12 protein-coding genes are annotated in these 13,647 nt (G+C 41.1%); 5 read left to right on the forward strand and 7 right to left on the reverse strand.

The genetic code is table 11. From position 1 onward, the window contains the following. Positions 1-7: 7 nt before the first annotated feature. The 6 genes from BM375_RS06740 to BM375_RS06765 form a co-directional block, all read right to left on the reverse strand. Positions 8-478 carry an Lrp/AsnC family transcriptional regulator gene (locus tag BM375_RS06740; protein ID WP_093364679.1) on the reverse strand — a complete coding sequence of 157 codons (471 nt, stop codon included), beginning with the start codon at positions 476-478 and terminating at the stop codon, positions 8-10. A gap of 162 nt (positions 479-640) precedes the next feature. Beyond that, a complete protein-coding gene (locus tag BM375_RS06745) occupies positions 641-1,063 on the reverse strand; it encodes a 6-pyruvoyl trahydropterin synthase family protein (RefSeq protein ID WP_093364680.1) in 423 nt (140 codons plus the stop codon). Between the two features lie 133 nt (positions 1,064-1,196). Continuing rightward, on the reverse strand, positions 1,197-2,372 hold the full coding sequence (locus tag BM375_RS06750; RefSeq protein ID WP_093364681.1) for an alpha-hydroxy acid oxidase: 1,176 nt from the start codon (positions 2,370-2,372) through the stop codon (positions 1,197-1,199). A 119-nt stretch (positions 2,373-2,491) separates the two neighbouring features. Further along, positions 2,492-3,031 carry a TetR/AcrR family transcriptional regulator gene (locus BM375_RS06755; RefSeq protein ID WP_093364682.1) on the reverse strand — a complete coding sequence of 180 codons (540 nt, stop codon included), beginning with the start codon at positions 3,029-3,031 and terminating at the stop codon, positions 2,492-2,494. A 787-nt stretch (positions 3,032-3,818) separates the two neighbouring features. Next, a complete protein-coding gene (locus BM375_RS06760) occupies positions 3,819-4,493 on the reverse strand; it encodes a response regulator transcription factor (RefSeq protein ID WP_093364683.1) in 675 nt (224 codons plus the stop codon). A 69-nt stretch (positions 4,494-4,562) separates the two neighbouring features. Then, the gene (locus tag BM375_RS06765) at positions 4,563-5,948 is read right to left on the reverse strand and encodes a sensor histidine kinase (protein WP_170852606.1); all 1,386 of its coding nucleotides are present in this window, start codon (positions 5,946-5,948) and stop codon (positions 4,563-4,565) included. A gap of 198 nt (positions 5,949-6,146) precedes the next feature. Here BM375_RS06765 and BM375_RS06770 point away from each other — a divergent pair, with 198 nt between their 5' ends. Both BM375_RS06770 and BM375_RS06775 read left to right on the forward strand, forming a co-directional pair. Continuing rightward, positions 6,147-7,472, forward strand: a complete 1,326-nt coding sequence (locus BM375_RS06770; RefSeq protein ID WP_244525845.1) for a DUF4270 family protein — start codon at positions 6,147-6,149, stop codon at positions 7,470-7,472. Positions 7,473-7,475: 3 nt separating this feature from the next. Next, positions 7,476-8,480, forward strand: coding sequence for a Kelch repeat-containing protein (locus BM375_RS06775; protein ID WP_093364690.1), 1,005 nt, complete (start codon positions 7,476-7,478; stop codon positions 8,478-8,480). A 626-nt stretch (positions 8,481-9,106) separates the two neighbouring features. On the opposite strand, the gene BM375_RS06780 is transcribed toward BM375_RS06775, so the two are convergent. Continuing rightward, positions 9,107-10,096, reverse strand: a complete 990-nt coding sequence (locus tag BM375_RS06780) for an aspartate-semialdehyde dehydrogenase (RefSeq protein WP_093365004.1) — start codon at positions 10,094-10,096, stop codon at positions 9,107-9,109. Positions 10,097-10,300: 204 nt separating this feature from the next. Here BM375_RS06780 and BM375_RS06785 point away from each other — a divergent pair, with 204 nt between their 5' ends. Genes BM375_RS06785 through BM375_RS06795 form a run of 3 tightly spaced genes read left to right on the forward strand, consistent with a single transcriptional unit; the run spans position 10,301 to position 13,626 of the window. Continuing rightward, positions 10,301-11,917 carry a lamin tail domain-containing protein gene (locus BM375_RS06785; RefSeq protein ID WP_170852607.1) on the forward strand — a complete coding sequence of 539 codons (1,617 nt, stop codon included), beginning with the start codon at positions 10,301-10,303 and terminating at the stop codon, positions 11,915-11,917. A gap of 33 nt (positions 11,918-11,950) precedes the next feature. Continuing rightward, complete coding sequence (locus tag BM375_RS06790; RefSeq protein ID WP_093364692.1) at positions 11,951-12,898, forward strand: NAD-dependent epimerase/dehydratase family protein; 948 nt, start codon at positions 11,951-11,953, stop codon at positions 12,896-12,898. A gap of 2 nt (positions 12,899-12,900) precedes the next feature. Next, positions 12,901-13,626, forward strand: coding sequence for a YebC/PmpR family DNA-binding transcriptional regulator (locus tag BM375_RS06795; RefSeq protein WP_093364694.1), 726 nt, complete (start codon positions 12,901-12,903; stop codon positions 13,624-13,626). Positions 13,627-13,647: the final 21 nt, after the last annotated feature.

Consider the following 13,647-nt stretch of genomic DNA (forward strand, 5'->3'; position numbering starts at 1 on the left):
TATTTTCTTAATACTCCAAAGGTACGATAGGTTCTTTCTTGCTGGTTGACATAATCATCATAGTCTGAAAGGTCTTGACAAAAGGAATCTTGGAAATTTTCTCCATAATGACTCCTTCGTATGCTTTGATATCTTTCACATATACCTTTAAGATAAAATCACAATTTCCAGTAACGTGGTGACATTCTGTTACCTCAGGAATAGCTTTTACAGCTTCCACAAATTCGGGAATCGCGTTATGTGTATGGAAATCCAATGAAATCTGTATGAAAGATTTGATTCCCAATCCAAGCTTTTCCTCATCCACAAAGGCATGATAGCTCTTAATAAAACCAGAATTTTCCAGCTTCCGCACCCGTTCCAGGGTTGGCGCGGGCGAAAGCCCAATGTTGGAAGCTAATTGCAGGTTGGTGATTCTGCCGTTCTCTTGAAGCAGTTTCAAAATTTTTAAGTCTGTTTTGTCAGGTTGATATGGCATTTCGTACAAACATTATATTTTACAAAAAGTAAATATACAAAATAATATTTTGCCGAAGAAAATTTAACTTATCCAAATATGGTAAGACTTGATAGGTTAATATACCAATTGTATTTTATAGCAGAAATTTAGATCACACCCTAAAACCCGACAAGGTTTTTCTTACACTAGACTATAAGTCGCCGAGCATTTTGCGGTTTCTTCTACCTTGCAGCGTATAAGCCGCACAGAATAGTCTTTCAATTGTTCTGGGCCAATATCTTCGACAAGGTAGCGTGCAATATTTTCTGCAGTGGGATTAAAGGGAACTACCACCAAACTTTCCGTATTAATCTCTTGCAGTGCTTGTAATAACGGATCCTGTTCCCAAATTAAAAATTTATGATCAAGGTTCTCTTCAATCCATTGACATAAGGTAGATTTAATAACAGAAAAGTCTACCACGCGCCCTACGGAATCCAGCTGTTCTGCGGCAACAGTGAAGTGTACACGGTAATTATGCCCATGCAAAAAACGGCATTTCCCTTCGTGACCAACCACGCGGTGTCCACAGGATATATCATGGTATCGTTCTGCTAAAATCATAATCGCAAAGGTACGAAGAGTATAAGAAAGAAGAAAGAGACAAGAGCAAAGAAGAGAGAGACAAGAGCAAAGAAGAGAGAAACAAGAGCAAAGAAGAGAGAACGGGAAGTCTTGCCTCTTTGCTCTTTCTTCTTTAAATTCTTACACTTTGCAACCGTTCTGAGAAACGATTGATTTTATCAATAGAAACTTGTTGCATCACTTGATAAAGATGGGCTTTGAACATATTGATGGTATGCTCTCCTCCTTCATCACCCAGCGCACCTACTCCGTACATAAAAGGACGTCCCATAAAATTGAAATCTGACCCTACAGCATGTGCACGAGCTAAATCCACCCCCGAACGAATACCACCATCCAACATAATTTTAATCTTACCCTTATAAGCTGAATTGTTTGCCAAACGAATAAGTGATGAGACAGAAGATTCACTGGCATCCAATTGCCTTCCACCATGGTTGGACACTATGACACCATCTACGCCAATCTGCAAGGCATCGTTCATGTCCTCTTCCGTAGCAATACCTTTTAGCACCAATGGTCCCGGCCAAAGGTCCCGGATAGCTTTTATTTTCTCAAAAGTAACTTTTCCAGTAAAGGTTCTGTTCATAAACTGCCCCAGTTGCGCTAGATCCAACCCTTTTTCCATGTAAGGTTTTAAAGTAGCAAAAGAAGGAATACCATGTTGCAGGGTTTTGATTCCCCAGGTAGGGCATGCCATCGCCTGTAGAATATTATTGATATTCATTTTCGGCGGCATAGAAAGTCCACTTTTAATCTCGCGATAGCGAAGACCGAAAGCCGGAACATCTACCAACACCACCAAAACAGGACATTCTACAGCTTTTAAACGGTTAATAATATCATCACGAAGGGCATCTTCAGTCGGATGGTAAAGTTGAAACCACGCACTTCCCTCTGAAACCTCAGCGATGCGTTCAATGCTCAATGTAGAAACTGTACTGAGAATATATGGAATTTTGTGTTTGCCTGCGGCCTTTGCCAATATTTCAGGTGCATTTGGCCACATCAAACCCTGTAACCCTACCGGTGAGATCCCAAAAGGAGCACTGTATGTACGACCAAACAATTCGGTAGACATATCAATCGTCCCGGTTTTTTCCAGATAACGGGGTTTCAGATAAATTTGGTCAAAATCATTCTCATTCCGAGCTAAATTAAGCTCCTCATTACATCCTCCCTCTAAATAGTCGAAAGCAAATTTCGGAATACGACATTTTGCTTTCCTGCGTAAGTCGGCTACAGAAGGATAGCCAGAATGATATGGAAATTGGATTTTATTGCTCATCTCGATTCAAACTTTTGAAAAGTGAAAGGTACAAACTTTCTACATAAAAACTGTCTTGTTTCATCAGCCGAGGAATAAGTAATCGATTGCATAAGTTTACTGCGAGGGACAATTGTTTTCTATAATTTATATTTTTCTTGCAATAGAGCTGCCATTGTCAGACTATCCTCCAAATCGCCAGTCACTTCTCGTTTCCACAGCATATCAATAATCAGCAAGAGTAATCTTGTTTCCAACTCAGGCTTATCATAGCCCAACTCAGCAAAAGCCTTAGTCAGTACAGGTTGAACAGGTTTCATAAATTGCTCATGCTGCTGCCTGGAAAATAAATTGTGGGACAATCGTTCCTGTAATTTCCAGAACAACGGCTCATCAGCCACCAACTTACTTGGCAGTAGAACCATATTCTTGATAAATTCTGAAGGATTTGTATAAGTCAACATGCCTCGATGATGGGAAAGGACACGACGGTACCCTGCTTTGATAAGGTGCATCAACAGTGCCTCCTTATTACCAAAATGCTTAAAGATCAAAGCTTCCGACACTCCTGCTTCAATTGAAATCTCCTTTGTAGAAGTATCGGCATAACCCTTTGTTGCAAACAAAGAGAGGGCAACTCGCATGATTCTTTCTTTACGGCTTATGGTGGACTCTTTCATTTCAAAAACGTTAAACCTATCCCTCTATCACAGGGCGCTGTTCTGAAAAACAAAGATATTCTTTTTTTCGCAGACCTTTGTCGTAAAGCTGAATACCTTTTAAGGTAAATACAGGATAAATTGTTTTCAATGGGATTTATATTGAGATAAAATGGAGGTTTTCTTTAATCTATGTTTTGTCGCTCAAGCCGCGACTGGCTCATACTTTTGTCTTGCCAAAAGTATGCAAAAGCGTGTCGCTGAAAAGCTTTGACCAAATGGATAGTGCTAAAAACATTTTTCTACAGGGTCAAAACTTTTTAGGCGACGTCTGCTGTTAAGGATGGAGTAGTGCATGCAGCAAAAACATATCACTCTGAGCGAAGTCGAAGAGCGGAAGCGATATATCTTCATTTGCGATATATCATAATGTACTCCTGTTTAGGCGCGAAAGCGCCTCTTCGTTCCATCCAAGTGGCGGAAAGATAAAGGAAATCCCGAGGGATTGTGTGGAGGGGAAAGTCATGGAAACTATTGTCCGAAGCTATCTAAAAAGCTTCGGACAATAGTTTCAGACTTGGGAGGGATTTTCTTTGTGTGTGTTGAGACTGTGCGAAAAGCCACCTCGGATGGGACAAAGGGTTTTGGTCACTTTTGCCCTTCAAAAGTGACGCCCTGTCCCGGCGAGGGACGGAAAGGATGTGCGATGGAGAAAATCGACAATTGTCGAAAGAAAACAATTTATTTCATAAAAGACGCTTTAATGAGACAGTGTCAAAAATAATCAAGGCTTTCATGTGATATGAAATTACGCAATAGTCAACATATATCCAACTCCACGAATATTGGTAATCTTGATACGTTCGTCTTTCGACAGATATTTCCGTATGCGACTTATGAATACATCCAGGCTACGTCCTGTGAAATAGTTATCCTCATTCCAGTATGCTCGAATAATCTCATCACGTGGCACGACCTGATCTTTTTGTTCATACAGCCTTCGCAAAAGCTCCCCTTCACGGAAAGACAGCTTCTCTTCCATGTTGTGTAACGTCAAAGTTGACTTTAAAGTGTCCAATACATAGCTCCCAATCTGATACGTCCGTGCTGCAGGAGGTTGCACATTACGTTTCACTAACGCCTCAATACGAACGATAAGTTCCTCTATCTTGAAAGGTTTGCGTACGTAATCATTTGCTCCCAATTTAAAGCCGTGCACAACATCCTCCGTCTGCGTGAGCGCCGTAAGAAAGAGTATAGGAACCTGCGAATCTGTCTTGCGAATCTCTTCTGCAACAGCAAAACCATCCATCAGGGGCATCATCACATCTAACACAACAATATCGGGTTTATGATGGTTAAAAGCAATAATGGCTTCTCGTCCATTTACCTTATGCGTTACCTTATAACCCTGTTCCTCTAGGCTGTCAGTCACAATCATAGCCAAGCTAAGTTCATCTTCTACATACAATATACGCACCATATTATTTTAAGTTATGGAGGTGATAGAAGTTATGGAAGTGAAGAAAGCCATAACCACCGTCACTTTATTTTATTTTTTCGGAAATTTCACCGTAAATGTACTGCCTCTCCCTATTGCACTTTCCACCCCTACTTCTCCTCCATGTTGTTGAATCACCTGTTTCACATACGCCAAACCTATCCCAAAGCCTTTTACCTCATGCAGATGCCCTTCAGAGACACGATAAAACATATCAAAAATATGTTTTTGTTGAGACTTATCTATTCCTTTGCCTTTATCTTCCACACGGATTTCGACAAAATCTCCTTTATCCAGTATATGAACGGCAACTGTTGCCCGCTCCCCTGAATATTTAATAGCATTATCCAGCAAATTGCTGATAACACTCTTCATATGAGCCTCATCTGCATGAACGAAGAGTCTCTCTTCCTCAGTTATTAAATCAATAAGTGTCTCTTTCTTTGCGCTCATCTGCGCAGTTTCTATCCCTGAGGCGACAGCACCGACAATATCCATATCCTGTTTTATCAGTGGCACTCCCCGCACATCATCATGATCCATCTGCAACAGTCGCTCCACCACATTGTTCAAATGTTCCAGTTCTTGTTTAGAAACATGTAAATATTTCTCCGTCCGACCTTTATCGCCTTTGGCACCAAAACGCTGAATAGCTTCGACCGCAGCCATCACCGTCGCAACAGGAGTTTTCAACTCGTGGGTCATATTGTTAACAAAGCTTTTGCGTTGTTGCGCCAGTTCATGCTGTCGTTTTATCGTTTGCAAAAGATAAAGAAACGTACCTATTAAAGCTGCCAAGAGCAAAACAGAAAACAGCACCTGCCACCACATCGTTCGCAATAAGTAAGCCCAAGGATTATCAAATTTAGCAATGAGGAACTGTCCGTTATCGGGATTGACCAAAATTGGTCGGGTAACTAAATCTTGATACATCGGATTTCTGGCAAAATACGCTTCCAACTCCTCACGCGACATTGTTTGGATAAACAGTTCAAAGTCCGTAGACATATTATTTCGCTTCAACGAACGTTGCAACATTTGCTTCAGCTCGTCCAATACTTCCTCATTAAAGGAAATCTTCTCTAACAGATAAGATGGCAGTAATTGATCTGGGTCATCCTTGCGCACTCCTCCTGGTTTATCACGGCGATGTCTTTGGAAGTTTACTGTATCTAGAGCTGTTTTCAGCGGTGAAAGGTCAAGCTCTGGATAAACCTTACCTACGAAAGACAACAAATATCGCTGCCGCCCAGTTCCTGAACCTGTGCTATCTACATCTTTAGCCTCAGGAAGAACTTCTCTTTGATAGTAATTCTGTATCACATTGAACAGCGATCTTTCCGCCGAACCTAAAAACAATTCCTGCCGACCACGGTAGCTACCATACAACCAGATCAACAACACCATCAGGATACCACTGGCTGTCAGGGCTATCATTAGGACAAGTATTTTATGCTTTTTTAACATTATTAATACAAATTTAAATTAGTAGCTTTGCATCGCATCAGCAAGTGGTTGCTTTTAACAAAATATAACACTGATTAACAGTTCAGTTTAACTACTTTTGCGCGTCAGACTATAAATATGAATCAAATTTTTAAGAAAAGCTTTAATTTTTTTATAGCGCCATTTTTTATGCTCCTCCTCATCACTGCCTGTGATAAGGATATGAGTGTGATGTTGGACAATTCTGCTACGAGCAATGTAGGGGTAACTATGATTGATTCATTTACTGTTAAAACTTCCACTATACAATTAGATAATCTTCCAACACAAGCCACGGGTACGCTGTTAGTAGGCAAGTCTAATATACAACAAGTGGGCAGCATGGAGTCTTCGGCTTTTTTCCGAATTGGATTTTCTGATTTCACAAACGACATTCCACAGGGAGCTACTTTTGACTCATTGAATTTGGTGTTAAAGCCAAATGCATCTCGATATTATTTCGGAGACACGACCGTAACGCAGAAGATTAACGTACACCAAGTAACGGAGACAATCGAAACGACTTCTCTCTCTGGGGGTATCAATAACATTGCCACACCGATATATGTAAGCGGAGCGTCTATCTTTTCTAAACAAAAATTCACCTACGACAGTACACCTTTAGGAAGTGTCAGTTTCCTTCCGCGAATTGCTTCGATGGATTCACTAAGCATCAAGCTTAGCCCAACACTTGGTCAGGACTTTTTTGATCTAGTTATCAACAATGATATGCGGGCAAGGTCTAATGAAAATTTCCAAGACTATTTCAAAGGTTTAGCCATCGTTCCAGATACAGACAATTCGCTTGCCATAGGTTTTAGCGATACAGTTCGTGTGAATATTAACTATAGTTACACTGGAGCGGACGGTTTCAAAAAAAACGGGGCAAAAACATTGAGCATTGTCCAAAAGGACCTACAACATAATTATATACATTATGATCGCTCGGAAACTGTTTTTGAGACCTTGAGCTTGACGAACAAAGAGATTGCTACTTCAGCAACAGGAGGGCTTACTTATTTGCAGGCTGGCACCGGTGTTGTAGCGAAAATGACCTTTCCTTCGTTACAAGATTTTGTGCGAGATGACAACATTTCCATTAACAAAGCAGAATTGGTTATCGAGTCGGCCTCTTCAGGAAGCAATGCGGCTCAATCTATTCCAGGCAGTTTGATGTTATTTGTCGCAAATTACGATGGCATCCCAACATCTTATGTACGGGTTCCTTATGCAACAGCGGCACAACAGGCAAATTTTGTTCCGGGCAACCAGACAGGAAGAAACGGGACATATACATTCAATATGATTGAATATTTAAAGATTTTAAAGTCCTCAGATACATATGACCAAACGTCATTATATTTGAGTCCGTTAGTAGGTCCTGCAACATTCAGCACATTGAGTACGGCCTTGATTGCAACAGAAAATGGTGCTCCTAAAATTAAATTGAATATATTGTACACAAAATTTAAATAATTTATGAATAAGAAAAATTGGCTATTGTTAATCTTGGCCTGCACAGTTGCTTTAGCTTCTTTCAATTCTTGTAAGAAAGATAACGACGACGATACTTCGGCAACAGACAATGGACCTACGGAGTGGGAAAGATCAAATGTATTTAAAAATGACCCGAGAAACGGTGCTGCAGCATTCGTTATTGATAATACAGCATACGTAGTCGGTGGATATGTCAGAAATGAAGGTGCAGTAAATGATGGTGCAGCATTTAATGGTGAAACATGGAGTGATATTCCTAATTTCCCAGGCACAGCACGCCAGATGGCAGTAGGTTTTGCTATCGATGGCAAGGGCTTTATTGGTACAGGTTCTGACGGAACAGACGATTTAAATGATTTCTACAAATACGACCCTGCTACAAAAACTTGGTCGAAAATTGCTGATTTCCCAGGAAGAGCGCGTTATGGTGCTGTAGCCTTTTCTTTAGGTGGTTATGGTTACGTAGGATTAGGTACGACCAAGACTGATGCAAAATTCAGTGATTTCTTCAGATATGATCCTAAGACTGACAAATGGGAAACTGTTGCTACACCGTTCAAATACAAAAAAGCAGAAGCTTTTGCCTTCGTTATCGGAGACAAAGCATACGTAGGCGGTGGTTATGCAAACAGCTCTGACCTTCCTGAAGATTTCTATTCTTTCGATGGAACAAGCTGGAAAGCCCTAAACGATTTAAAACGTGACGACAACAGCTTTACGTATGATGTAAGAAAACGTAGTGCTTCTGCATTCGTTATTGGCAACAGTGCGTACGTTGTAAGTGGAAGAAGCGGAACGAGCATTACTAATACAGTGTGGAAATATGAACCATCTTCAGATTCATGGACTGATAAACACCAAAATCTTCCTGCTGATGCGCGTGAAAAAGCTGTAGGTTTCAGCTTAAACGGAAAAGGTTATATCACAACAGGGGTAAACGGTTCGTTTATATTTGATAACACTTGGCAGTTTACACAAGTGCGTTAATTATTTTTGATAAATACTTCATATTAGAAAAGGGTTCAGCATAAGCTGAACCCTTTTTTTGTTTTTGAGAGAGAATAGAATTTACGACAGAAGCGCATACGTTTTTAATAAAGCAGGGAAAAGCATCTAAATTGTTTTTCATGAGATTTGTGGGGAGGGGAAATGGAGATTTTGTTTCATCAATGTTTTGTCGCTCAAGCCCCCGAAAGCATTCGGGACACTGCGCGACTGGCTCATACTTTTATCTTGCCAAAAGTATGCAAAAGCGTGTCGCTCAAAAGTTTTGACCAAATAGATAGTGCAAGGAATATCTTTCTACATGGTCAAAACTTTTAATAGAGTTTAGACTTCCGAAGTTTGTGAACGGCGAAGCCCTCAACGAAGTTAAACTTCGGAAGTCTTCAATAAACTTTCACACCTAAACAGGAGGACATTATGATATATTGCAAATGAAAACATATCGCTCTTCGACTTCGCTCAGAGTGACATGTTTTTGCTGCACGCGCTACTCCATCCTTAACAGCAGATGTCGCCAAAAAAGTACCATACCTCGCCGGCATAGAGGCATTCAATTAAAAAAGGGATTCGGCAATGCCGAATCCCTTTTCTGCTAAGCCTAATGCTAATTATATCAATCCCTTTTTGTGTAACAACTCTGCAATTTGTACCGCATTGGTTGCAGCTCCTTTACGCAAGTTGTCTGCGACAACCCAAAGGTTAAGCGTTTTGTCCTGCGACTCGTCACGACGGATACGACCGACTAAGACCTCGTCTTTACCATGTGCATCTTTTGGCATTGGATATTTCAGGTTTGCAGGGTCATCAACCACAATAACACCTTCTTGTTGTGCTAAGATCTCACGAACTTCCTGCACATCAAAATCATTTTCAAACTCTATATTAACAGACTCAGAATGTCCCCCCATAACTGGGATACGCACTGTGGTTGCTGTTACACGGATAGAGTCATCACCCATAATCTTGTTAGTCTCCTGAATCATTTTCATTTCCTCTTTGGTGTAGCCATTTTCTTGGAATACATCAATATGTGGAATAACATTCAGGTCAATTGTATATGGATATGCTTTTTCTCCCTCTTTACCAGCCCGTTCATCCATCAGTTGATTTACGGCTTTAACACCTGTACCTGTCACAGATTGGTAAGTCGAAACGACTACGCGCTTAATTTTATATTTCTCGTGAAGCGGCTTCAAAACAACAACCATTTGAATGGTTGAACAGTTTGGATTGGCAATAACCTTATCTTCTGCCGACAATACGTCACCATTCACTTCCGGTACAACTAATTTTTTTGTTGGATCCATACGCCAAGCCGAAGAGTTATCGACAACCGTGATCCCTGCCTCAGCATATTGTGGTGCAAATTCTGTCGAAGTGCCCCCTCCTGCAGAAAACAATGCCACATCTGGTTTCAATGCAATAGCTTCTGTCGGCGTGACAACCTTATACTTCTTTCCCTTGAATTCGATTTCCTTACCCTTACTCTTCTCAGAGGCTACGGGAATCAATTCGGTTACGGGGAAATTACGCTCCGCTAAAACGGTCAAGATCTCTGACCCTACAAGGCCTGTTGCGCCTACTACTGCAACTTTCATACTTATAAATTGTTTTTGATAAAAATGATTACTAAAATTTTGTTTATTTTTATTCCAAGGAATCAAACTTACGAAATAAGCAGCGTCTTTTCTAAAAAATTATTTATAAACTTTCACAAGTATTCCCTATACTATTCAAAATATAATGACATGAGGCCTCTTTTTATAAAAATAAAGCAAAAATATCTTTGTGTCTTTTTTATAATGCTAAACTTCTGCGTAGCTGCTCAGGATCGGCTAATCATCACAGAAATCATGGCTAACCCGAACAATGGACAACTCCCCAACACGGAGTTTATTGAACTATACAACAGCGGAGAAAAGCCTGTCGATTTATCAAACTATAAACTGCAGGTCAATAAGCAGAGTATAGAACTGCTGCCTCGCTATTTAGCCTCGAAACAATTCATTCTACTGGTATATGCTCCGAGCAGCAGCACTTTTGAGCGATTTGGCAACGTTATGCCTTTACCGCGCTGGCAAGCGCTGAACAATAGCGGAGCAGAGATTTCACTCATCAAACCCGATGGTCAACTTGCCGATCAAGTCACTTACTCCGATCGTTGGTACGCCAGCAGTACTAAGCGTAATGGGGGATGGAGTCTGGAACGTATTAATCCTAATATCTCATGTGATGAGTCCCTCAATTGGAGTGCTTCCGAATCGTTGAGCGGGGGAACACCCGGCCAACGCAACAGCATTTGGGATGAGTATTATAAGCCTGCCATACAGCCAAGCATCGCAGACATTCAAGACCATAGCATTCGCCTCCGATTTCCACCAGCGCTAACAAATTTACCCGCAATCACAACGGAGCAGATCCAATTACACCCTGTTGGGGCAAAACCAACAGCTATTGAAATAGATCGCGAGCATCTCACACTTATCTTTTCAACTGCAATTCCGATGGATACGCCCTTAGAACTTAACATGGTTGATATATCATGGTGTCAGTTGACCTATCAATTTTCTATTCCCCTGCTCCATGCATCGCCCTCCGAATATAACGACATTATCATCAACGAAGTTCTCTTCAATCCAAAAGCTGGCGGTGTAGATTTTGTGGAGCTTTACAACCGCTCGGGGAAAATCATAAATCTCCAAGGCTGGTTACTCGGTAATAGGGAAATCATTCGCGAACCCCATCTTTTTTACCCATCAGCATATCGGGTGCTCACGACTTCGCCCGAAACCGTAGAAAAACACTATCCCAACGCACAGTTAGAAAATTTTATTACGATGTCTGCTCTGCCGCCTTATGCCAATGAACGTGGACAGGTTGTTTTATCACATGCCTCAGTATTGGTCGATAGTCTCGCTTATGTTAGTGCTATGCATCAACCTTTTTTAAGTGATGTGAAAGGAATTTCCTTAGAGCGGCAGTCACTCGAGAGGGACACAAATGAACCAGGCAATTTCACCTCTGCGTCTACTTTGGTTGGAGGTGCCACTCCGGGATACAAGAACTCCGTTGGTGTAGAGAAAAATATGCATAACAATACCATCACGCTAGCGTCGCGTACATTCTCACCAAATGGTGATGGATTTGAAGATCAGCTCCATTTCATTTATGCATTTTCAGAAGAAAATCCGATGTTCACTTTACAGATTTTTGATGATAGAGGCCGTTCAGTCAATCGATTGATTCGTAACAAAAGTGTAGGTCAGCAAGGTGAAATCAGTTGGGACGGCAAGGATGAAAATGGACATGATTGCACAGGAGGCATCTATATCTTTCAAGCAGAAATGTATACCGCAAAAGGCTATTTTCAGAGTTTTAAAGGGAGTTTTGTCTTGGTAAGAGATTCATCAAAATATTGACAGATCAGTAAAAAATGACCTATCTTTGCAGTGATGAAAGAGCGTATTATTATGATTGGCGCCAATGGTCAGATTGGCTCTGAACTGGCGGCTGCCTTGCGACAAAAATTTGGCAGTGAAAATGTCATTACATCCGATATCCGGACACCACAAACCCTAAAAGATGATGAAATTTTTGAAATCATCAATGTCTTGGATAAACAAGCATTAAAGGCTTTGTTAGAAAAACATAAACCCACACAAATATACTTGTTGGCAGCTATGCTCTCTGCAACTGGCGAGCAGTATCCGCAAAAGGCCTGGGACTTGAACATGAACGGTTTATTGAATGTTTTGGATTTAGCTATAGAATTAGGTATCAAGAAGATATTTTGGCCAAGTTCAATTGCGGTATTTGGCCCGCATTCGCCAAAGCAGCAAACCGATCAATACTGCATCATGGATCCGAACAGCATCTACGGGATCAGCAAATTGGCAGGTGAAAGGCTCTGTGAATATTATCACGCAAAATATGGATTAGATATTCGCAGCATACGTTACCCGGGCATTATCTCTTGGAAAACTGCACCTGGAGGAGGTACTACAGACTACGCCGTACACATTTTCTTTGAAGCCCTAAAACACGGCAAATACAGCAGCTTTCTTTCAGCAGAAACAGAGCTTCCTATGATGTATATGCCAGATGCTGTTCGTGGCACAATAGAACTGATGGAGGCTCCGGCTGAAAAGCTGACTATACGTTCTAGCTATAATTTGGCAGGAATTTCCTTTACACCAGCCCAGATTGCCGAAGAAATTAAAAAAATTCTTCCTAATTTTGAGCTGTCTTATGTCGAAAATGACCCTCGACAAGCCATTGCTGATTCCTGGCCAGCCAGCATTGACGACTCTTACGCGCGGAATGACTGGGGCTGGAAACCGTCCTTTGATTTGGAGGCGATGACAAAAGACATGATTGAGAACCTCAAAACAAACGTATAACAATGGGTAGAGCTTTCGAATTTAGAAAAGAGAGAAAATTTAAACGTTGGGCCAAGATGGCCGTGCAGTTTACACGATTGGGAAAAGAGATCGCTATTGCGGTTAAAGAGGGTGGCCCACACCCGGAAAACAACTCCCGCCTGCGCACAGCTGTTCAGAACGCCAAGGCAGTGAACATGCCGAAAGATCGTGTAGAAGCGGCTATTAAGAGAGCATCTGAAAAAGATGCCAAAGGCTATGAAGAGTATGTTTACGAAGGCTATGGCCCGCACGGCGTACCTGTATTAATCGAAACAGCAACAGATAATACCAACCGTACGGTGGCAAATGTACGTAGCTACTTCACCAAAGCAGGAGGTTCATTAGGAAAAACAGGTTCTTTGGACTTTATCTTTCAACGTAAATCTATTTTCCGTTTTGATGCGGCTGAGGATTTGGATACGGATGAATTAGAATTGGAGCTTATCGACGGCGGATTGGAAGAACTTTATATAGAATCCGACGAAGAGGGTAATGATATTGTTGTGGTACAGACTTCTTTTGAAGACTTTGGAAATATGCAAAGCCTATTGGAAGCAAAAGGTATCGAAGTAAAATCTGCAAAATTAGAGCGTATCGCTTTATCGCACACTACGCTTACCGAAGAACAAGCAGCAGACGTGTTGAAAATGATCGACAAAATCGAGGAAGACGACGACGTTCAGGCTGTTTATCACAATATGGAATAATAAAAGACTAAATAGGGCAAC

The organism is Sphingobacterium wenxiniae, assembly GCF_900116225.1.
In the GTDB taxonomy this organism is placed as follows: Bacteria; Bacteroidota; Bacteroidia; order Sphingobacteriales; family Sphingobacteriaceae; genus Sphingobacterium; species Sphingobacterium wenxiniae.

Bases quoted from the DNA above. Each gene is read 5' to 3' on its own strand.
- BM375_RS06790 (WP_093364692.1), top strand. From the start codon at position 11,951: ATGAAAGAGCGTATTATTATGATTGGCGCCAATGGTCAGATTGGCTCT.
- BM375_RS06740 (WP_093364679.1), bottom strand. From the start codon at position 478: ATGCCATATCAACCTGACAAAACAGACTTAAAAATTTTGAAACTGCTT.
- BM375_RS06770 (WP_244525845.1), top strand. From the start codon at position 6,147: ATGCTCCTCCTCATCACTGCCTGTGATAAGGATATGAGTGTGATGTTG.
- BM375_RS06775 (WP_093364690.1), top strand. From the start codon at position 7,476: ATGAATAAGAAAAATTGGCTATTGTTAATCTTGGCCTGCACAGTTGCT.
- BM375_RS06745 (WP_093364680.1), bottom strand. From the start codon at position 1,063: ATGATTTTAGCAGAACGATACCATGATATATCCTGTGGACACCGCGTG.
- BM375_RS06755 (WP_093364682.1), bottom strand. From the start codon at position 3,031: ATGAAAGAGTCCACCATAAGCCGTAAAGAAAGAATCATGCGAGTTGCC.
- BM375_RS06765 (WP_170852606.1), bottom strand. From the start codon at position 5,948: ATGATAGCCCTGACAGCCAGTGGTATCCTGATGGTGTTGTTGATCTGG.
- BM375_RS06785 (WP_170852607.1), top strand. From the start codon at position 10,301: ATGCTAAACTTCTGCGTAGCTGCTCAGGATCGGCTAATCATCACAGAA.
- BM375_RS06780 (WP_093365004.1), bottom strand. From the start codon at position 10,096: ATGAAAGTTGCAGTAGTAGGCGCAACAGGCCTTGTAGGGTCAGAGATC.
- BM375_RS06760 (WP_093364683.1), bottom strand. From the start codon at position 4,493: ATGGTGCGTATATTGTATGTAGAAGATGAACTTAGCTTGGCTATGATT.
- BM375_RS06750 (WP_093364681.1), bottom strand. From the start codon at position 2,372: ATGAGCAATAAAATCCAATTTCCATATCATTCTGGCTATCCTTCTGTA.
- BM375_RS06795 (WP_093364694.1), top strand. From the start codon at position 12,901: ATGGGTAGAGCTTTCGAATTTAGAAAAGAGAGAAAATTTAAACGTTGG.